This window comes from Brachybacterium paraconglomeratum (assembly GCF_003994255.1).
Classification (GTDB): Bacteria; Actinomycetota; Actinomycetes; order Actinomycetales; family Dermabacteraceae; genus Brachybacterium; species Brachybacterium conglomeratum.
Window position 1 is genome coordinate 97,586 of the sequence record NZ_ML133860.1, and the last position, 21,027, is coordinate 118,612.

Annotated in this window: 15 protein-coding genes; 12 read left to right on the forward strand and 3 right to left on the reverse strand. The window is 72.8% G+C overall.

What is annotated here, in order from left to right; all coding sequences use genetic code 11:
- Nucleotides 1-74 precede the first annotated feature (74 nt).
- Nucleotides 75-968, forward strand: coding sequence for a co-chaperone YbbN (locus tag DS079_RS14240; protein WP_010549585.1), 894 nt, complete (start codon nt 75-77; stop codon nt 966-968).
- Nucleotides 969-1,081: 113 nt separating this feature from the next.
- Here DS079_RS14240 and glgB read toward each other — a convergent pair whose 3' ends face one another.
- The 3 genes from glgB to glgX all read right to left on the reverse strand — a co-directional run bounded on the left by glgB (nt 1,082) and on the right by glgX (nt 7,628).
- A complete protein-coding gene (gene glgB / locus DS079_RS14245) occupies nt 1,082-3,292 on the reverse strand; it encodes a 1,4-alpha-glucan branching protein GlgB (RefSeq protein ID WP_126988503.1) in 2,211 nt (736 codons plus the stop codon).
- A 1-nt stretch (nt 3,293) separates the two neighbouring features.
- Nucleotides 3,294-5,321 (reverse strand): maltotransferase domain-containing protein, encoded by a 2,028-nt coding sequence (locus DS079_RS14250; RefSeq protein ID WP_126988504.1) that lies wholly within the window; start codon nt 5,319-5,321, stop codon nt 3,294-3,296.
- 96 nt (nt 5,322-5,417) lie between these two features.
- Entirely contained in the window at nt 5,418-7,628 is a 2,211-nt protein-coding gene (glgX, locus tag DS079_RS14255; protein ID WP_126988505.1) for a glycogen debranching protein GlgX, read from the reverse strand.
- Between the two features lie 321 nt (nt 7,629-7,949).
- On the opposite strand from glgX, the gene DS079_RS14260 reads away from it, so the two are divergent.
- The 11 genes from DS079_RS14260 to DS079_RS14310 all read left to right on the forward strand — a co-directional run bounded on the left by DS079_RS14260 (nt 7,950) and on the right by DS079_RS14310 (nt 21,023).
- Complete coding sequence (locus DS079_RS14260) at nt 7,950-9,125, forward strand: AAA family ATPase (protein ID WP_126988506.1); 1,176 nt, start codon at nt 7,950-7,952, stop codon at nt 9,123-9,125.
- A 24-nt stretch (nt 9,126-9,149) separates the two neighbouring features.
- A complete protein-coding gene (locus DS079_RS14265; RefSeq protein WP_126988507.1) occupies nt 9,150-10,046 on the forward strand; it encodes a DUF58 domain-containing protein in 897 nt (298 codons plus the stop codon).
- Nucleotides 10,033-10,548, forward strand: coding sequence for a hypothetical protein (locus tag DS079_RS14270; protein WP_126988508.1), 516 nt, complete (start codon nt 10,033-10,035; stop codon nt 10,546-10,548). The genes DS079_RS14265 and DS079_RS14270 overlap by 14 nt, the downstream gene beginning before the upstream one ends.
- Nucleotides 10,539-11,561, forward strand: a complete 1,023-nt coding sequence (locus tag DS079_RS14275) for a vWA domain-containing protein (protein WP_010549578.1) — start codon at nt 10,539-10,541, stop codon at nt 11,559-11,561. Before DS079_RS14270 ends, DS079_RS14275 begins: the two co-directional genes overlap by 10 nt.
- Complete coding sequence (locus DS079_RS14280) at nt 11,561-12,556, forward strand: vWA domain-containing protein (RefSeq protein ID WP_126988509.1); 996 nt, start codon at nt 11,561-11,563, stop codon at nt 12,554-12,556. Before DS079_RS14275 ends, DS079_RS14280 begins: the two co-directional genes overlap by 1 nt.
- Nucleotides 12,553-13,512: a hypothetical protein gene (locus DS079_RS14285; protein WP_126988510.1), complete on the forward strand. Its 960-nt coding sequence runs from the start codon at nt 12,553-12,555 to the stop codon at nt 13,510-13,512. Before DS079_RS14280 ends, DS079_RS14285 begins: the two co-directional genes overlap by 4 nt.
- Nucleotides 13,509-14,702: a cysteine desulfurase family protein gene (locus DS079_RS14290; RefSeq protein ID WP_164736267.1), complete on the forward strand. Its 1,194-nt coding sequence runs from the start codon at nt 13,509-13,511 to the stop codon at nt 14,700-14,702. Before DS079_RS14285 ends, DS079_RS14290 begins: the two co-directional genes overlap by 4 nt.
- A 114-nt stretch (nt 14,703-14,816) precedes the next feature.
- Complete coding sequence (mnmA, locus tag DS079_RS14295) at nt 14,817-15,932, forward strand: tRNA 2-thiouridine(34) synthase MnmA (RefSeq protein ID WP_126988512.1); 1,116 nt, start codon at nt 14,817-14,819, stop codon at nt 15,930-15,932.
- A complete protein-coding gene (locus DS079_RS14300) occupies nt 15,929-17,053 on the forward strand; it encodes a hypothetical protein (RefSeq protein ID WP_126988513.1) in 1,125 nt (374 codons plus the stop codon). Before mnmA ends, DS079_RS14300 begins: the two co-directional genes overlap by 4 nt.
- A 51-nt stretch (nt 17,054-17,104) precedes the next feature.
- Entirely contained in the window at nt 17,105-19,654 is a 2,550-nt protein-coding gene (locus DS079_RS14305; RefSeq protein ID WP_164736268.1) for an NAD-dependent DNA ligase LigA, read from the forward strand.
- Between the two features lie 121 nt (nt 19,655-19,775).
- Nucleotides 19,776-21,023, forward strand: a complete 1,248-nt coding sequence (locus DS079_RS14310; protein ID WP_206516176.1) for a hypothetical protein — start codon at nt 19,776-19,778, stop codon at nt 21,021-21,023.
- Nucleotides 21,024-21,027: the final 4 nt, after the last annotated feature.

Consider the following 21,027-nt stretch of genomic DNA (forward strand, 5'->3'; position numbering starts at 1 on the left):
GCCGGCCCCGGGTCCGCTCCCGGGAGCCACTCCCTAGACTGGTGCGGTCACGCACCCGTCGAAGGAGTACCTAAGTGTCCGATCCGTACGGCATCATCGATCTCGCCGCGCTCAAGCAGCCCGCCGGCGGCGCTGGGACGACCGACGCGGGAGAGCCCTCCGCGCACGAGGTCGCCGTCACCGAGCAGGGCCTCGAGCAGCTCATCGCCGACTCGCAGCAGATCCCGACCCTCCTGCTGGTCACCAGCGGCCGGGTGCCCGAGGGCCCGACCTATCTCGCCGCCCTGCGCCGCGGCGTCGACGCGAAGGGCGGCGCGCTGCGCCTGGCCGTCGTCGACGCCGACACCCAGCAGCGGGTCGCCGCCGCGCTGCGGGTCCAGCAGCTGCCCACCCTGCTGCTCCTGCTGCAGGGCCAGCTGCAGCCGATCGTCGACTCCGTGCTGCCCGAGGCGGAGATCGACGGCCTGCTGAACCAGGTCGTCGACGTCGCCCGCCAGCAGGGGATGGAGCTGCCGGGCGGCGAGGCCGAGCAGGCCGCCGCTCCCGAGGAGCCGCTGCCGCCGCTGCTGGCCGAGGCCTACGAGGCGATCGAGCGGGGCGACCTCGACGCCGCCGTCGCCGCCTACCGCAAGCAGCTCCAGGAGAGCCCCGCCGACGGCGAGGCGAAGGCGGGCCTCGCCACGGTCGAGCTGATGCGTCGCACCCAGGGCGCGGACCTCGCCGCCGCCCGTCAGGCCGCGGCCGACGCCCCCGCCGATCTCGACGCCCAGCTGCTGGTGGCGGATCTCGACATGCTCGGCGGCCACGTCGAGGACGCCTTCACCCGCCTGCTGGACCAGCTGCGCGGCGCGGACCAGGAGACCAAGGACGCGGTGCGCACGCGCCTGCTCGAGCTGTTCGAGGTCGCCGGGGCCGACGACCCCCGCGTGGCCCCGGCCCGCAAGCGCCTCGCGAACCTCCTGTACTGAGCCGCGCCGGGCCGGCGCCCCGCGCTGCAGGTCATGAGCCGCTGTGCTCCACTCCTGGAACACAGCGGCTCATGGCGTTGCGGCAGCCCTGGGGCGGGCCGCGCCCCTCGTGCTCAGCCCTCGCGCAGGCGGGCGGGGGCGAGGACCACGGCGCCGAGCGGCGGCACCGAGAGGCGCACCGAGTGGTCGCGCCCGTGCTGGGGGAGCGGCTCGGCGTGGACCCGTCCCAGGTTCCCGACCCCGCTGCCGCCGTAGACCGGGGCGTCGGAGTTCAGCACCTCGAGCCAGTCCCCGCCCTCGGGCAGCGGGATGCGGTGCTCGTGCCACGGCTCGGGCGAGAAGTTCACGACCACGACCACGGGATCGCCGGCCTCGTCGCGTCGGACGAAGGAGAGCACGTTGTGCTGCGCGTCGTCGCCGATCAGCCACTCGAAGCCGCCCGGGTCCTGGTCCCGCTGGTAGAGCGCCGGGAACTCGGCCTGGACCGCGTTGAGATCGCGGACCAGTTGCTGCGCCCCGCGGTGCAGCGGGTACTCCAGCAGCCACCACGGCAGCCCGGCCTGCTCGGACCACTCGGTGCCCTGGGCGAACTCGATCCCCATGAACACCAGCTGCTTGCCCGGATGCGTCCACTGGAAGGTGAGATAGGAGCGCAGCGTCGCGGCCTGCTGCCAGTCGTCGCCCGGCGCCTTGCGCAGCAGCGAGCCCTTGCCGTGCACGACCTCGTCGTGGCTCAGCGGCAGGATGAAGTTCTCCGAGTACTGGTAGACCATCGAGAAGGTCAGCTCGCCGTGGTGGTACTGGCGGTTGATCGGGTCCTGGCCCAGGTACTGCAGGGTGTCGTGCATCCAGCCCATGTTCCACTTGAACCCGAAGCCGAGGCCGCCGGTCTCGGTGGGGCGGGTGACGCCGGGGAAGGAGGTGGACTCCTCGGCGATCATCACGATGCCGGGCGCGCGCTTGTACGCGGTCGCGGTGGTCTCCTGCAGGAAGGCGATGTTCTCGAGGTCCTCGCGGCCGCCGTGGCGGTTGGGCACCCACTGGCCGTCCTCGCGCGAGTAGTCGAGGTAGAGCATCGAGGCGACCGCGTCGACCCGCAGCCCGTCGACGTGGAACTCCTCGAGCCAGTAGCAGGCGTTGGCGACCAGGAAGTTGCGCACCTCGTGACGGCCGGTGTCGAAGATGTACGTGCCCCAGTCCGGGTGCTCGCCGCGGCGGGGATCGGCGTGCTCGTACAGCGGGGTGCCGTCGAAGCGGCCCAGCGCCCACTCGTCCTTGGGGAAGTGGGCCGGCACCCAGTCCATGATCACGCCGATGCCGGCGCCGTGGAGGGTGTCGATGAGGTGGCGCAGCTCGTCGGGGGAGCCGAGCCGGGAAGTGGGCGCGTAGTAGCCGGTGACCTGGTAGCCCCAGGACCCGCCGAAGGGGTGCTCGGCGACCGGCATGAACTCGACGTGGGTGAAGCCCATCTCGGCGACGTACGCGGTGAGCTCCTCGGCGAGCTCCCGGTAGCCCAGGCCCGGCCGCCAGCTGGCCAGGTGCACCTCGTAGATCGACATGCGGGAGGAGACCGCCTCGGCGGAGGCGCGCTCGGCGAGCCAGTGGTCGTCGGTCCACTCGAAGTCGCTGACGGTGATCACGGAGCCGGTCGCGGGCGGCACCTCGGCCGCGCGCGCCATCGGGTCGGCCTTCTCGCGCCAGGTGCCGTCGGCCCCGAGGATCCGGAACTTGTAGACCTCGCCGGCCCCGACCCCGGGCACGAACAGCTCCCAGACGCCGGAGGTGCCCAGCGAGCGCATCGAGTGCAGGCGACCTTCCCAGCTGGTGAAGGAGCCGATCACCTGGACGGCGCGGGCGTTCGGCGCCCAGACGGCGAAGGAGGTGCCCTCCACCCCGTCCACGGTGCGCACGTGCGCACCGAGCGCCCGCCACAGCTCCTCGTGGCGGCCCTCGCGGATCAGGTGCAGGTCGAGCTCGCCGATCGTGGGCAGGAAGCGGTAGGGCTCCTCGAGATCGACCCAGTTCTCCCCGGCGGACCAGGTGACCCGGATCCGGTAGGAGGGGACCTCCGTGAGCGGCAGGGCGACGGTCCAGATCCCGTCGTGCTCGTGCTCCATCGCGTGGGCGGAACCGTCGGGCAGGAGCACCGCGACCTCGCTCGCGAAGGGCTTGAGGGTGCGCACGGTGACTCCGCCCTCGTACTCGTGGGCGCCGAGGACCGCATGGGGCTCGTGGTGGCTGCCGGTCGCCGTCGCGCCGAGCTCGTGCTCGCCCAGCGGCATCACCGGGACGGGACGGTCGGTGCTCTCCGTGGTGTGGGACATGTCAGCTCTCCTCGGGGTGGACGATGCGCAGCACGTGGGCGGGCCGGTCGGCGGCGCTCAGGATGACGAAGGGCTCCTGGTCCCAGCGGAACCGCTCGCCGGTGAGCAGGTCCTCGACCTCGAAGCTCCCCTCGACGCCGAGCGAGTCGAGCTCGAGGTGCAGGCGGGTGGAGGCGTCGCGGTCGTGGGCGGTCAGCGAGACGACCAGCACCGTGTCGGGGCGGCCGGTGCCGCTCGCGTCGGCGTCGAGGTGCTTGGAGAAGACCAGCACCTGCGGGTCGTCGGCCTCGTGGAAGCGGATGGTGGTGAGGGTCTGCAGCGCGGGGTGCTCGCGCCGGATCCGGTTCAGGGTGCCCAGCAGCGGCTCGAGGCTCTCGCCGCGGGTGAGCGCGCCGGCGTAGTCGCGGGGCTTGTACTCGTACTTCTCGTTGTCGATCTGCTCCTGCGCGCCGGGCCGGGGGACGTCCTCGACCAGCTCGTAGCCGGAGTAGATGCCCCAGGTCGGCACGAGGGTGGCGGCGAGGATCGCGCGCAGCACGAAGGCGCGCCGCCCGCCGGAGCTCATGTACGGGGTGAGGATGTCGTGGGTGGTGGGCCAGAAGCTCGGGCGCATGTAGGGCGCCGCCTCGACCAGCTCCTCGAGGTACTCCTGCAGCTCCTCGGCGCTCTCGCGCCAGGTGAAGTAGGTGTAGGACTGGTGGTAGCCGACCTTGCCCAGGGTGTGCATCATCGTCGGCCGGGTGAACGCCTCGGCCAGGAAGATCACCTCGGGGTGCTTCTCGGCGAACTCCGCCAGCAGCTCCTCCCAGAAGCGGACCGGCTTGGTGTGCGGGTTGTCGACGCGGAAGAGGGTCACGCCGTGGGCGACCCAGTGCTCGAGCACGTCGCGGATCGCGGCGTAGAGCCCCTCGTAGTCCGTGTCGAAGCTGAGGGGGTAGATGTCCTGGTACTTCTTCGGCGGGTTCTCGGCGTAGGCGATGGTGCCGTCCGCCCGCACCACGAACCACTCGGGGTGCTCCTGCACCCACGGGTGGTCGGGGGAGCACTGCAGGGCGATGTCCATCGCCACCTCGAGGCCGAGCTCCTTCGCCCGGAAGACGAAGGCGTCGAAGTCCTCGATCGTGCCGAGGTCGGGGTGGATCGCGTCGTGGCCGCCCGCGGGCGAGCCGATCGCGTAGGGGGAGCCGGGGTCGCCCGGCCGCGTCTCCAGGGTGTTGTTGCGCCCCTTGCGGAAGGTGGTGCCGATGGGGTGGATCGGGGTCAGGTAGGCGACGTCGAAGCCCATCTGTGCGATCCGGTCCAGGGAGCGGGCGGCGGAGCGCAGCGTGCCGGAGGTCCAGCCGTGCTCGGGGTCGAAGTGCGCACCCTCGGAGCGGGGGAAGAACTCGTACCAGGAGCCGTACAGGGCGCGGCGGCGCTGCACCTCGAGGCGGAAGGGGCCGGCGACGGTGACGCCCTCGCGCAGCGGCCGCTCGGCGAGGATGCCGCGCAGGTCGGCGGCGAGCGCCGGGGCGATCCGGGCGGTGACCGGCAGGCCGGGGGAGCGCAGCGACTCGAGCGCGGCGGAGACCACCGGCCCGTCGGAGGCCGGTCGCGTGCCCTCGGCGATCTCGGCGAGCACCCGCTCGAGCACGAGCACGCCCTCGTCGCAAGTCAGCTCCGGGTCGACGCCGGCGGGGATCTTCACCTCGGCCACATGGGCCCAGGTGTCGTACGGGGCGGAGAAGGCCTCGATGCGGAAGGTCCAGGTGCCCAGCTCGTCGGGCCGGATCGTGGCCTCCCACAGGTCCAGTCCCGGGTTCGTCGAGCGCAGCGGCCGACGGGTCTCGACCCCGGTGGGGGAGACCAGCACCAGCTGCACGCCCATCGCGTCATGGCCCTCGCGGAAGGCGTTGGCGCGCACCGCGACGGTCTCGCCCTCGACGCAGCGGGCGGGGAACCTCCCGCCGTCGACGACGGGCTGCACGTCCATGATCGGGATGCGGCCGATCCCGGCGTCCAGCCCCGTGCGGAAAGTGGTCTCGGACATGGCCTCTCCTGCCTGAGCGCTCCCTGGTCACAGGGGGCTCTGCGACGATCGCGGTGACTGACCTCACGATAGCCGCTCGGGGAGGGGCGGCGTGACTCAGGGAGCGATGCCGAGCACCACGACGCCGCCGGACGCGACGGTGACCGTGCGGTCACCGATCGGTCCGGGCGGCAGGTCCTCGGGGGACTCCAGCGCCGTGTCCAGCAGCACCTTCGCCGCGCCCTGCGGCCAGGGGGCCTCCGGCAGGCGCACCTCGGTCGGCTCCGCGGCGCCGGAGAGGATCACCAGCAGGTGCTCGGCGCCCTCGCGGCCGTGGACCGCCGGGCGCAGCATGACCAGCACGTGCCGGGCGGGGTCCATCCACTCCTCATGCGCCATCGGCGCCCCGGTCTCGTCGAACCAGGCGATCTGTCCGGCGTCGAGCTGCTCCGGGTCCGCCGGGCGCAGGAAGTGCGGGGCCCGCAGCTGGGGGTGCTCGCCGCGCAGCTGCAGCAGGCGCACCACGGTCGCGCGCAGCCTCTCCGCCGCCGCGGTGCGGCGCCAGTCGACCCAGGAGATCTCGTTGTCCTGGCAGTAGGCGTTGTTGTTGCCGCGCTGGGTGCGGCCCCGCTCGTCGCCCGCGGTGAGCATCGGCGTGCCCGACGCCAGCAGCAGCGTGGCCAGCACGCTGCGGGCGGTGCGCCGGCGGGCGGCCTCGATCTCCTCGCGGCGCGGGTCGCCGGGCGGGAGCTCGCCCTCGTGCCCGTGGTGGAAGGAGCGGTTGTCCGAGGTGCCGTCTCGGTTGTCCTCGCCGTTGGCCTCGTTGTGCTTGGACTCGTAGGCGGTGAGGTCGCGCAGGGTGAAGCCGTCGTGGGCGGTGACGTAGTTGATCGAGGCCCAGGGGGCGCGCAGGCTGCGCCCCTCGGGCAGGCCCGGCGGGTCCTGACGGGTGAACATGTCGGAGGAGCCGGCCAGGCGCGTGGCGAGGTCGCGGACCCCGCCGATCCCCGGCTCCCCGGTGCGCTCGCGGGCGGCGCGGTCGGCCAGCCAGAAGGAGCGCACGTCGTCGCGGAAGGCGTCGTTCCACTCGGCGAAGGGGGCGGGGAAGTTCCCCGTCTGCCAGCCGCCGGTGCCCACGTCCCACGGCTCGGCGATGAGCTTCACGTCCCGCAGCGCGGGGTCGGTGACGATCGCGCGCAGCAGCGGATGGTCGGCGCGGAAGCCGCGGTCGTCGCGGCCGAGCGTGGTGGCGAGGTCGAAGCGGAACCCGTCCACGTGCACCTCCTGCACCCAGTAGCGCAGGGAGGCGAGGACCAGGTCCATCGTGTGCACGGAGCGGGGGTCGAGGGTGCCGCCGGTGCCGGTGACGTCCTGGGGGACGCCGTGGTCGGTCCAGTAGTACTCGAGGTTGTCCAGGCCGCGCAGCGAGAGGGAGGGGCCGTCGCCGCCGCCCTCGGCGGTGTGGTTGTAGACCACGTCGAGGATCACCTCGAAGCCGGCCGCGTGCAGGCGGCGCACCATGGTCTTGACCTCCTCGAGCACCGCCTGGGCGCCGGCCTGCTGGGCGGCGGCGGTCGCGAGGGAGGGCTCGGGGGCGAAGTACGACATGGTCGAGTAGCCCCAGTAGTTCGCCAGCCCCAGCCGGGTCAGGTGCGGCTCGTCCATCGCGGCATGGATCGGGAGCAGCTCGATGCTGGTCACGCCCAGGTCGCGCAGGTAGCCGGTGACGGCGGGGTGGCCGAGCCCGGCATAGGTGCCGCGCTGCTCCGGCGGCAGCTCCGGGTGCAGCCGGGTGAAGCCCTTGACGTGCAGCTCGTAGAGCACGGTCGCGTCCCAGTCGACCATCGGCCGCAGGTCGTCCTGCCAGTCGAAGGCGTCGTCGACCACCACGGACCACACGGCGGAGTCGCCGCTGTCGACCTCGCTGCGCTGGGGGACCTCGTCCCGGCGGTCCAGCATCGCGTCGACCTCGAAGGGGAAGAAGGCGCTCAGCAGAGGGGAGGAATGGGAGACGCCGCGCGCCCGGGGATCCAGCAGCAGCTTGCGCGGATTGGCGAGCATCCCGCTGCCGGGGTCCCACGGGCCGTCGACCCGCAGCCCGTAGCGGGTGCCGGGGGTCATGCCGGTGACGTGGTCCCAGTGCAGGCCCCCGTCGTAGTGGCGCAGCCTCTGGCGGTGCTCGGCGGCGCCCTGGCGGAGGCACAGGTCCACCGCTCGGGCGCGGGGGGCGGCGACGGCGAAGGTGCCCCGTCCCTGCTCGTCGACGACGAGGCCGGGGGAGGTGGGGGCGACGGGCGGGGTCGCACGGTCGAAGCGGTCTGCAGGCACGGGCCCAGTGTCCCAAACCGGCCTCCGCCGTCCCACTCGAGGTGGGCGGGGTCTCCCGGGCGGAGGGCTGATCCCGTGCGCGGCGGATCCCCTCCGGGGCGGTCGCGTCGGTGGGCGGCGTCCCCGCCCGGTGCCGTCGGACCGCTAGGATCGGTGCGGTGGTGCGGCCCCGTCGCCGACGGGGAGGCGCCGCCGGCTGGGCCGCGGGCGCCTCGGCGTCCGGCCGCCTCGGGGGAGGGGCCGGAGCGCCTCCGGACCTCTGCACGGCGGTCACCAGCACCGATGGCACGAATCGATCGCATGACGGGGGATCCGCAGCGCATGAGCATTCCACCCACCCAGCAGCCCGGGTCCTCGGCGCGCCCCCCGGCGCCGCCCGCCCGCCCCGCGCCGCAGGGCTCGGCCCCGAGCGCCTCAGGACCGGGCGCCCCGCCTCAGGGCGTCCAGGGCCAGGCGGTCCAGGGCCACGGCGCCCCTGCGCGACGGCCCGGCGGCTTCGCCCCCGCCGCCCGCGCGATCTCCCCCGGCGATCTCGAGCGCAGCGGCGCGATCGTCTCGACGATCACGAAGGTGTTCCAGTCGCGCGTGGTGGGCCAGGAGAACCTGCGCCTGTCGCTGCTGACCGCGCTGGCCGCCGGCGGGCACGTGCTGCTGGAGTCGGTGCCGGGCCTGGCGAAGACCACCGCCGCGAGCGCGCTGGCCTCCTCGATCACGGGCTCCTTCGCCCGTATCCAGTGCACCCCCGACCTGATGCCCAACGACATCATCGGCACCCAGATCTTCAACTACGGCTCGGGCACCTTCACCACCCAGCTCGGGCCGGTCCACGCGAACGTGGTGCTGCTGGACGAGATCAACCGCTCCAGCGCCAAGACGCAGTCGGCGATGCTCGAGGCGATGCAGGAGCGGCAGACCTCCATCGGCGGCGAGGTGTACCGCCTGCCCGAGCCGTTCATGGTGCTGGCGACCCAGAACCCGATCGAGGAGGAGGGCACCTACGTCCTCCCCGAGGCGCAGATGGACCGCTTCCTGATGAAGGAGATCCTCACCTACCCGCGCCCCGCCGAGGAGCACGAGATCCTCGACCGCTCCACCGCCGGCAGCCTCACCGGCCCCCGCGAGGCCGTCGGCACCGTCACCCTCGAGGACGTCCGCTTCCTGCAGCAGATGGTCGACCAGGTCTACGTCGACCCCGCCGTGAAGCGGTACATCATCGACCTGGTCTTCACCACGCGCGGCTCCGGCCCCCGCCCGGTCCCGAACCTCACCCAGTCGGTGCGCGTCGGCGCGAGCCCCCGCGGCTCCCTCGCGCTGATGCGGGTGGGCCAGGCGCACGCCCTGCTGCACGGCCGCGACTACGTCACCCCCGACGACGTGCGCGCCATGCGCTACGGCGTGCTGCGCCACCGCCTCGTGCTGACCTTCGACGCGCTCGCCAGCGGCATCAAGCCCGAGCAGATCATCGACGCGGTGTTCCACGCCGTGCCGATGCCCTGACCGGCCGCGCACGAAGGGACCGCGATGGCGACCTCGCTCCTCACCCGGGTCAAGGCCCGGGTGGACCTGCACACCTCGAACCGGGCGCGCGGCCTCATCCAGGGCCGCGGCCGTTCGCTGTTCAAGGGCAGCGGCGAGGACTTCGATGACCTGAAGTACTACCAGCCCGGTGACAAGATCTCCGACATCGACTGGAAGGCCACGGCCCGCTCCGGCGAGCCGTTGATCCGCCAGTTCAACGAGGAGCGGGTGCGGCACCTCTCGATCGTGGCGGACACCTCCTCGTCGATGGCGGCGACCGCGGCCGACGGCTCCTCCAAGCGGGACGCGATGGTCCTCGCCGCCGGGATGGTGTGCTTCCTGGCCCAGAAGAGTGGCGACCTGGTCGGCATGGTCGGCGGCAGCGAGTCCTCCCCGCTCCAGCTGCCCTCCCGCTCCAGCGACGGTCATCTCGAGCTGCTGCTGCGCACCATCCAGCAGGGCACCACCACGGCGTCCCCGAGCGCGGACAGCGCCTGGCTTCTCGAGCGCGCCTTCCGCATCACCACCCGCTCGACGCTGATGGCCCTGATCACCGACGAGGCCCATCCCTCCGTGGAGGACTTCACGCTGCTGCGCCGCCTGACCACCCGCCACGACCTGCTGGTGATCCGCATCGCCGATGCGGACCCGCTGCAGGGCGAGGAGCTCGACCACGACGTGGTCGACGTCGACGTCCCGCGCGAGATCGCGTCCATGGCGCGCACCTCGGCGAAGGTCGCCCGGGACGTGGCCGCCTACCGCCGCGCCCGCAGCGAGGGCATCACCGAGATGCTCGACCGCCTCCACGTCAGCCACCTGCTCACGCGCGGCGAGACCACGGTCGTGGACGACATGATCGCGATGCTGCGCGCCCGGGAGTACCGCCATGCCCGTGCCTGACCCGCTGCTGCGCCCCGCCGCGCGTCTGCTCGCCGAGCCCGCGCCCGGCGAGATCATCGACCCGCCCCAGTACTCGATCGCCTGGGTGATCCTCGCGGTGCTGTGCGTGCTGGTGATCATCGCCCTGGTCGTGGGGACGCTGAAGATCACCCGCGCGATCGAGAAGCGGATCGCCTACCGCTCCCGCCCCAGCGACCTCGAGTCGCTGAAGGCCGAGTTCCTGCGCGCCGTGAACGAGCTCGCCGACCGGCACGAGGCCGAGGAGCTCGGCGCCCGCGAGGGCCACCACGAGCTCACCGGCGTCATGCGCCGCTTCGTCAAGCGCACCACCGGCCACGACGTCACCAGCCAGGACCTCGCCACGCTGCGCGCCGATCAGCGCACCCGCGCGGTCGGCGAGCTGATCGCGGATCTCTACGAGCCCGACTTCGCCCTGGCGTCGGACCGCGAGCTGCGGGAGTCGGTGCGGCGCGCGCGGGAGGTGATCCGGGAATGGTCATGACCTTCTGGTGGGTCACCGCCCTGCTGCTGCTGGCCGCGATCGTGGTCTGGGCGATCACGTTCTGGAACCGTCGCTCCCTGCGCCGCTCCCCGGTGCTGATCGCGAACTCGCAGTACATGGACCGGATCCCGAGCTTCGCCCGGGCCCAGCGGGCTGCGCGCGTGGTGCGCGCCGCCCAGGTCGGCATCGCCGTCCTCGCGGTGCTCGCCGCCTCGCTGCTCTCGGGCCGGATCGCGAGCGAGCGGATCGAGACTCCCGAGTTCGCCAGCCGCGACATCGTGCTGTGCCTGGACGTGTCGGGCTCGATGTACGAGTACGACACCGAGATCCTCTCCACCTTTGCGGAGATGGTCGACTCCTTCGAGGGGGAGCGGGTGGCGCTGACGATCTTCAACTCGACCAGCCGCACCGTCTTCCCGCTGACCAACGACTACGACCTCATCGAGCGCGAGCTGCGCGAGGGCGCGGAGGCGATCGACTTCGACGAGTTCGGCTACCGGCTCGGGAACAAGGACTATCCCGAGGAGAAGGTGCGCCAGTACGTCGAGTTCGTCGAGGGCACCAAGGGCATCCCCGACGAGGCCTCGATCGTGCCCGACGGGCTCGCGTCCTGCGCGCAGGTCTTCGACCAGGCGGAGCAGGACCGGTCGCGCTCGATCATCTTCGCGACCGACAACGAGGTTAACGGCGAGCCGGTGTTCACCCTGCAGGAGGCGACCCAGCGCGTCGCCGACCGCGAGATCGACCTGTACACCTTCTATCCCGGCGCCTACGAGTGTGGCCCCGGCTGCTTCGAGGAGCTGCAGACGGCGACCGAGGACCAGGACGGCGAGCTGTACGAGTCCTCCGACCCCCAGGCGATCCCCTCGATCATCGGCGAGATCCAGAAGAACCAGGCCGAGGTGCTCGGGGCGGAGCCGTCCGTGGTGCGCACCGACCATCCCGCGATCGGCTTCACCCTGACCTTCCTGTCCCTGGTGGGGATCCTCGTGCTGGGCTGGAGGTCGCGCTGATGCACCTCGAGATGCTGATGCCCCTGTGGGCGATCATCCCGCTGTTCGGGGCGATGCTGGTGCTGTGCACGGTGATGGTCGTGCGCCGTCCCCGCCAGCGCGGTGCCTGGGCGCGGCGCACCCTGATGGTGCTGCTGCTGCTCGTGGTCGCGCTGCGTCCGGTGACCCCGATCGAGGGGGAGGAGACCCAGCGCATGAACGCGAACGTGTTCTTCGTCGTGGACCGCACCGGGTCGATGAACGCCGAGGACTACGCCGGCGAGCAGCCGCGCCTGGAGGGCGTGAAGCAGGACATGCAGCAGGTGATGTCCATGACCGAGGGCGCCCGCTACTCGATCATCGCCTTCGACTCCACCGCCACCGAGCAGCTCCCGCTGACCACCGACGCGGGCGCCGCGAAGGCCTGGGTCGACACCCTGACCACCGAGCCCACCGCCTATTCGACCGGCTCCAACGTGGACCGGCCGCTGCCGTCCCTGCTGAGGGAGATCTCCGACGCGAAGCGCGAGGACCCCGACTCGTCCGTGCTGGTGTACTTCCTCTCCGACGGCGAGAACACCGACGAGCAGGAGTCGGAGTCCTTCTCGCAGGCTGCCGGCTTCGTCGACGGCGGCGGCGTGCTCGGCTACGGCACGGCCGAGGGCGGGCCGATGAAGATCCAGGGCGGCGAGGAGGACGGCGAGTACATCACCGGCTCCGACGGGCAGCCCGGCATCTCCACGATCGACGAGCAGCAGCTGCAGACCATCGCGGGCGAGCTCGGCGTGCCCTATCTGCACCGCACCGACCCCGAGGCCCCGATCGAGGGCACCATGGACGGCATCACCCTGCGTCCGGTCCCGACGGAGTCCACCCGGGGCGTGGCGAGCTTCGACGACTGGTACTGGCTCGCCTCGATCCCGCTGACGGCCCTGCTGATCTGGGAGCTGGGGGAGATGACCTACCGGCTCCCGCGCCGGCTGGACCGCCACGACATCCGAGGAGCACAGCGATGAGCACGTCCCTCGACCCGCGCCCCGCGGCGCCGGCCCCCTACGAGTCCCGGCCGCCCGCGCTCGCGCAGGACACCCGCGGCAGCGCGAAGGACTTCGGGCTGAACCGGGCCCGGCTGCGGAAGGTGCGGATCATCGTGTTCGCGATCCTGGCCCTGCCGATCCTGGCCCTGGCCCTGCTGGCGCTGAAGTTCGTCTCCATGCCGATCGCGCAGGCCACCCACCTGGACGCCTACGGGGAGCAGGACTACCCGGCCGCGATCGAGCGCCTCGCCCCGGTGCAGGTCGCCAACTGGTTCGAGCCCTACCTCCCGCACCTCTCCGAGGGCACGGCCCTGCTCCAGCAGGGGGAGGACGCGGCCGCGGAGGCCGAGCTGCGGACCGCGCTGGAGGAGTGTAACTCCCACAGCGACCTGAACTCCCCGATGCACGCCCAGTGCAAGATCCTCAACAACCTCGCGCTCTCCATCGAGCGCCAGGCCGACCTGATCGAGGACCCCCAGGCCCGCGCCGACCGGCTCTTCGAGGCCGAGGAGCTGCTCGCCCCGTGCGCCGGCGGCGGAGGCGGCGGCGAGGGCGAGGGTCAGGGCCAGGGCGGCGGCGGTGGCGGCGAGGGCACCGGCAACGAGGACTCCGAGACCACCGAGGAGAACGGCGAGCGGGTCGAGGAGAAGCGCCGCGGCGCCGACGAGGAGGCCGGCAACGATCCCGACGCCCGCGGCGAGGAGCAGGGCGGCGAGGGGGAGGAGCAGGGCGACACCCCGCAGCAGCAGGACCCCGGCGAGCCGAAGCAGGACGACCCCGAGGGCGACGGCCCCGAGGAGGAGAATCCCACCGACGGCTCCTCCGAGGAGGACAGCAAGGACGACGAGGTCGAGCAGCGCAACCGTGACGCCCAGGGCGGCGACGGCGGCGACGAGACCGGAGGCTCCCCGCAGGACCCGGAGCGTCCCTGGTGACCGCCGACGCGACGAGCCCGGAGCGCGCCTATCTCGATCACGCCGCGACCACGGTCCTGCGCCCCGCCGCCCGGGACGCCTTCCTGGAGGCCTCGACCGCCTGGGGCAACCCCTCCTCGGTCCACACCGCCGGCCGGCGCGCCCGCGGAGTGCTCGATGAGGCGCTGAGTCGCATCGCGGAGCTGCTCGGCGTGCCCCGCAGCTGGCTGATCATGACCTCCGGCGGCACCGAGGCGGACAACCTCGCGCTGCGCGGCGCGCCGCTCGGGGTGCGGGCGAAGGACCCGGGCCGCACCGCCGTCGCGGTCGCCGCGACCGACCATCCCGCCGTGCTCGCCACCGCCCGCGCTCTCGCCGCCGGCACCGAGCCGTTCGCGCTGCGGGAGCTGCCCGTCGACCCCCGCGGCGTGCTGCGGACCGACGGGGTCGAGCAGGCGCTGGCCGACTCGCGTGTCGGCGTGCTCAGCGCCGCGCTCGTGAACAACGAGACCGGCGCCGTCCAGGACATCGCCGCGCTCGCCGAGGCGGCCCGCGCCCACGGCACCCTCCTGCACACCGATGCGGTCCAGGCCGCCGGGCACGTGGCTCTGCCCGGTCCCGAGGACGTGGACCTGATGTCCCTGTCCGGGCACAAGATCGGCGCCCCCGTCGGCGTCGGCGTGCTCGTGGCGCGGCCGGGCGTGGCCTTCGCGCCGACCAGCACCGGCGGCGGACAGCAGCGCGGGGTCCGCTCCGGCACCCTCGACGCCGCCCAGGCCGCGGCCTTCGCCGCCGCGCTCGAGGAGGCACTCGCGGAGCGGGAGCAGCGCTCCGCCGAGGTGCGGCAGCTCTCCGCGCGCCTGCGCCGCGGGATCGCGGAGATCGACCCGTCCGTCCGCTTCACCCTGCCGGAGGACTCCCCGCAGTCCGGGCACATCCTCCACCTCGTGCTGCCCGGCGCGGACAGCGATGCGCTGCTGTTCCTGCTGGACGAGCGCGGGATCGACACCTCCGCGGGCTCGGCCTGCTCGGCCGGGGTCACCCAGGCCAGCCCCGTCCTCGCCGCGATGGGCGTGACCGACGAGGACTCACGCGGCGCGCTGCGGCTGTCGCTGGGCTGGACGAGCACCGAGCGCGACGTCGAGCTGCTGCTGGCCGCGCTGCCGGAGGCGCTCCAGCGGGCCCGCGCCGTCGGCTCCCTGCGCCGCTGAGCACGGGGCGCATCTCACGTCCCCAGAGCTCTGGGGGAGGGGCCCCGGCTCCGTAGACTCGTGGGGATGCGCCCGCAGGGGCGGGCAGGGACGCACCACGGAGGAGGACGCACCATGAAGGTGCTCGCGGCGATGAGCGGCGGCGTGGACTCCGCCGTGGCGGCCGCACGGGCCGCCGAGGCCGGCCATGAGGTGGTCGGCGTGCACATGGCGCTGTCGAAGAGCCGCGACCAGACCCGCACCGGCTCCCGCGGCTGCTGCACCGTCGAGGACGCCTCCGACGCGCGCGTCGCCGCCGAGAGGATCGGCATCCCCTACTACGTCTGGGACCTCTCCGACGACTTCCACGACCTGGTCGTGGAGGACTTCCTCACCGAGTACGCGGCCGGCCGCACCCCCAACCCGTGCGTGCGCTGCAACGAGCGGATCAAGTTCGCCTCCCTCCTCGAGCGGGCCACGGCGCTGGGCTTCGACGCGGTGTGCACCGGGCACTACGCCTCGATCCGCGCCGACGGCCCCGGCGGTGCCCCCTCCCTGCACCGCTCCCGCAACCAGGCCAAGGACCAGTCCTACGTCCTGGCCGTGATGGGCCCGGAGGCGGCCCGACGCTCCCTCTTCCCGCTCGGCGAGGACGAGACCAAGGAGGCCGTCCGCGCCGAGGCGCGGAAGCGCGGCCTCGGCGTCTCCACCAAGCCCGACAGCTATGACATCTGCTTCGTCGCCGACGGCGACACCCGCGGCTTCCTCGAGCGGCACCTCGGCGAGGCGCCCGGGGAGGTCGTCGACACAGGCGGCACGGTGCTCGGCACCCATCGCGGCACCCACGGCTTCACCGTCGGACAGCGCCGCGGCCTCGGGATCCAGCAGCCCGCCGCCGACGGCGCGCCCCGCTACGTGGTCGACATCGACCCCGCCTCCCGACAGGTGGTGATCGGCGCGGCCGAGCTGCTCTCCCGCCGCGAGCTGGTCGCCACCGACCTGATCGCCTTCGAGCCGCTCGAGGCCGGCCGCGCCGTCACCGCGCAGATCCGCGCCCACGGCGAGGCGCTGCCCGGAAGGATCCTCGAGGTCCCCACCGCGGCGACGACACCCGCGAGCGGCGGCACGTCCGGCGGCCTGCTGCGCGTCGCCCTCGACACCCCGGTGCGCGGCGTCGCGCCCGGCCAGACCCTCGTCCTCTACGACGGCGACCGCGTGCTCGCCGCAGCCACCCTGGAGCGTCGCCCATGAGCCCCCTGCTCACCCTCACCGGTGACGGCACCTTCCGCGCCCCGACCACGGAGGAGGCCCAGCGCCTCGATCTGCCCGACGACCCGCACCTCGCCGCGCTGCTGCGCCTGCGCGCTCTGCTGGGCGACGACCTCGAGGAGCAGATCGCGACCCGGCTCTACCTGCCCTCCGCGCTCGGCCTGGACGAGACCGACCACCTGCTGCCCGCGACCCTCGCCCTGCTCGCCGAGACCACGGGCGACCTGGTCAGCTATGGCTGGCGGCTCGGCGCCGGGACGGGCCTGGCCTGGCAGCACGCCCGCGAGCTGCGGGCCCGGGTGCTGGACGCGGCCCGGATCGCCTGGCTCGGCTACGAGGGCACGGTCATGGCCACGACCCTCGGGCCCGCGACCCTCGCCGGCGCCACCTTCCTGCAGTCCGGGGAGCGGACCCTCGCCGATCCCGGCGCGGTGCGGGACCTGCCGATGCTGCTGGCCGAGGGGCTCGTGGACCATCTCACCGAGCTGCGTGAGCGCGTGCCCGGCGGTCACCAGCACGTGCTGGTGCGCGAGGACGCGGTCGCCGCGATCCACCAGGGCCGCATCCCCACGCCCTCGGGCCGCCGGCGCTACGACCCGCTCCCTGCCCCCGAGATCGCGGTGCTGTGGCGCTCGCTGTACGTGGCGCTGGAGGACTACGGCCTGGACGCCCGCGACGTGACCCTCGGCGTCGGCGCCGACATCGCCCTGCTGCGGGCTGCGCGCGAGGCGGGCGCCCGGCGCATGGCGATCGCCCCGCGCCGCCTCCCGTCGCTGTCCACTCCCGAGGGCCGCGCGCTCTGGGAGGGCATCGCCGAGGCCGCCGACGACGGCTGCGCCTTCGAGATCGTGGTCGACCCCCGCCCCGGCGGAAACCTCGCTCCCGAGCTCGAGACGATGCTGGAGACCTGGAGGCGCCTCGGACATGCCGAGACCGATGCCGCGGGCGTCACGGTCATCGCGCACACCGGCGCCTCCCACGGCCTGCACTCCGGCCGGGTGGATCCCTCCGCCCAGCCCGAGCACTCGACCCTGCTGGACGAGGCGGCGCTCGAGGCGATGCTGCGGATCGCCCCCACCTGGGCGGAGCGCGTCTCCGCCTGATCCCGGCCCGGGAGGGCGCGGCCCGTCGGCCCCGTGCGCGACAATGTCCCCGTGACGACGAACGAGCCCGACCCCCGCCCCGCCGACGAGACCGCCGATGCCCAGCAGCGCATCGCCGAGCTCACCGCCCGCATCGAGCAGGCGCGGGTGGACTACTACGAGCACGACGCCCCGACCATGGCCGACGGGGAGTACGACGCGCTGGAGAAGGAGCTGCGGGCGCTGGAGGAGGAGAACCCGCAGCTGGCCTCCGAGGACTCGCCCACCCGCACCGTCGGCGGCGCAGCGGCCGGGGGCCTGCCCACGATCGTGCACGCCGAGCGGATGCAGTCGCTGGACAACGTCTTCTCCCTCGAGGAGCTGCGCGAGTGGTGCGAGCACGCCGCCGCGGAGCTCAGCGCCCCGGTGCGCTTCCTGAACGAGCTGAAGATCGACGGGCTCGCGATCAACCTCCGCTACGAGGACGGCGAGCTCGTCACGGCCGCGACCCGCGGAGACGGCCGCACCGGCGAGGATGTCACCGCCAACGCGCTGCGCATCGAGGGGATCCCGCAGAAGCTCGAGGGGGAGGGGCATCCGCCGCTGGTGGAGGTGCGGGGCGAGGTGTTCATGCCCACCAAGGCCTTCGCGGCGCTGAACGACCTGCAGGTCGAGCTGCGCGAGCGCGCCGTGGCCGAGTCCCGCACCCGCTGGGAGGCGCGCAGCACCACCGGCACCCGCGCCTTCGACGAGGACCGCGAGATGCTCGCCGCGACACGCCGCTTCCCCACCTTCGCCAACCCCCGCAACACCGCCGCGGGAGGCCTGCGCCAGCAGCTGGAGAAGAAGGACGGCCTCGAGCGCGAGGCCGGGGAGGCGCGCCTGGGCTCGCTGCGCCTGACCGTCCACGGCCTCGGCGCCTGGCCGGACCCGCCGGTCGACTCCCAGTCCGAGATGTACGAGCTGCTGAAGTCCTGGGGCCTGCCCACCAGCGCCCACCTCGGCGTCGCCGACACGGTCGACGAGGTCGCCGCCTACGTCGAGCACCACGGGGAGCACCGCCACGACCTCGAGCACGAGATCGACGGGATCGTCGTCAAGGTGGACTCCTTCGCCCAGCAGCGGGCGCTGGGCTCCACCTCCCGCGCCCCGCGCTGGGCGACCGCGGTGAAGTTCCCGCCCGAGGAGGTCACCACCAAGCTGCTGGACATCCAGGTGCAGGTGGGCCGCACCGGCCGCGTCACGCCCTTCGGGATCATGGAGCCCGTGCTGGTCGCGGGCTCCACCGTCGAGAAGGCGACTCTGCACAACCAGTTCGACGTCGAGCGCAAGGGCGTGCTGATCGGCGACACGATCGTGCTGCGCAAGGCCGGGGACGTGATCCCCGAGATCCTCGGCCCGGTCGAGTCGCTGCGCGACGGCACCGAGCGACCCTTCGTCATGCCGACGGAGTGCCCCGCCTGCGGCACCGAGATCCGACCCGAGAAGGAGGGGGACAAGGACTGGCGCTGCCCGAACCGCCGTAACTGCCCCGCCCAGGTCACCGGCCGGGTCGAGCACGCCGCCTCCCGCGGCGCCTTCGACATCGAGTCCCTCGGCGAGGAGAGCGCGATCGCGCTGACCGACCCCGACAAGCGCCGCCCCGAGGCGCTCGCGGCGCTTGCCGAGGGCCACGCGGTCTACCTCCCGATCCGCGACGTCTCCGACACCGAGCTCGACGCCTTCGCGGTCGTCAAGAACGGCGACGTGGTCCAGGGCACCGACGGGGTGCCGCTGCTGCGCATCACCTCGGTGGACGACCCGCTGCTGCCCGCCGTGCAGGAGCCCGTGATCGACACCGGCGCGGACCTCTTCGACCTCACCGCCGACGCGCTCGCCGACGTGTTCGTGTGGCAGCCGGAGCGGCGTGACGGCGTGCCGACGGGGGACTGGCGCATCCAGCCCGCCTTCTGGACCCGCCCCCAGTTCCGCCACTACAAGCGCGAGAGCACCTGGAAGCAGGTCAAGGAGCCCACGGCGCTGAAGACCACCGAGGAGCTGATCGCGGAGCTCGAGAAGGCGAAGGACCAACCGCTGTGGCGAGTGCTGGTGGCGCTGTCGATCCGGCACGTCGGCCCCGCCGCCGCGCGCTCGCTCGCCACCGCCTACGGCACGATGGACGCGATCCGCGAGGCGAGCGTCGAGCAGCTCGCCGAGACCGACGGGGTCGGTCAGATCATCGCCGAGGCCGTGGTGGAGTGGTTCGAGACCGACTGGCACCGCGAGATCGTCGACGGCTGGGCCGCCTCCGGCGTGCGGATGGCCGACGAGGTCGAGGAAGGCTTCGTGAAGACCCTCGAGGGCCTCACCGTGGTGGTCACCGGAGGGCTCGACGGCTTCACCCGCGACGGCGCGAAGGAGGCGATCATCACCCGCGGCGGGAAGGCCTCCGGCTCCGTCTCGAAGAAGACCGACTTCGTGGTCGTCGGCGAGAACGCCGGCTCTAAGGAGACCAAGGCCCGCGACCTCGGCCTGCGGATCCTCGACGAGGCCGGGTTCGTGGCCCTGCTCGACGGCGGTCCGGACGCGGTCGCACTGCCGGAGGAGGCCGGGGACGACGGGGACGACGCCGAGTCGGAGTGACCGCCCCCAGACCCAGGAGCAGCGACGCAGGAGGACGAGCGGGCCGACGGTCTCGACACCGCTCACCCGTGATGGAAGGGTGCGTGATGCACATCGCACCCGACAGGAAGGCCGCTCGACCATGAGCGCCCAGCGTCACGCACAGCACTCCGACCCGACCACGACCTCTCATCCACCTGCGCCCCGCCTCGGCGTCGATCGACGCACGCTGCTGCGTGGAGCAGGCCTGCTCGGCGCGGTCGCCGCGACCGGTGCCTCGCTCGCTCCCGCCCAGGCCGCCCCCGCGCCCACGACGGTGGATCCGGCCGCCTTCCGGCTGACCGCCGATTACACGAAGTACACCGCACGGGTCGAGGCGCTGCTCGAGCAGGCCGGGCGGGCGAGCGTCAGCCAGGTGATGGACGACGCCAACCACGAGCGCACCCCCGCCACGGTGATCGACACCCAGGTCCACGGCTTCCGCTTCGCCACGAGTGACGAGAACGACCCCGACGCCTTCCCGCAGGGGATCGCCACCAGCCGCGATGCGGTGGGCACCGCGGGCAACGGCCGCTACGACGGCCGTCAGGTGATCGCCGTCAGCTTCTACAACAACTCCCCGAAGTCCAGCCGCATCAACCTCATCGACTGGGACGCGAACTACCCCAATGCGTACCGACGGATCCTGCTGGTCGAACCGACCGGGACCGCGGAGGAGCCCAGCTTCCGCGACGTGGAGATCCATGCCGGCGGGATCGCCTGGTACGGGGACCTGCTCTACGTCGCGGACTCCGCCGCGAAGCCCGGCGGGATGAGGGTGTTCGACATGAGCAAGATCCTCACCACGGACACCGGCGGCACGAAGGACCAGATCGGTCGGGTGGGCGACACCTTCTACGCGCACAACTACGCCTACGTCCTGCCGCAGGTCGGCACCATCTCCTCGGAGCTGGAGGCGGGCACCGAGCCGCTCGTGTGGTCCACGATCTCGCTGGACCGTGTGACCCGCTCGATCGTCATGACCGAGTACCGCTGCGACGACAGCTGCGACAACTACCCCACGGGCACCACCCGCGCGGTGCGCTTCGACTTCCAGGACGGTGGTCCCACCTCCGCCGGGACCACGACCGCGAGCGAGGCGCTCGAGGTGCCGCTGCACTTCCTCAACGGCGTCGGCTCCCACAACGGGCGCTGGTGGTTCAACAGCTCCCGCCACAAGACCCTGAGCTACTGGTCCGGCGAGGGAGCGCTCACCACCTATCCCTGGGTCTCCTGGGGACAGTCGATCAGCTACTGGGAGGACGCGGACGGCCCCGACCTCCTGTGGTCCCTCACCGAGGGCGAGGGATTCCGTGCGGTGTTCGCCGTGAAGCAGGCCGGCTACAGCTGACCTG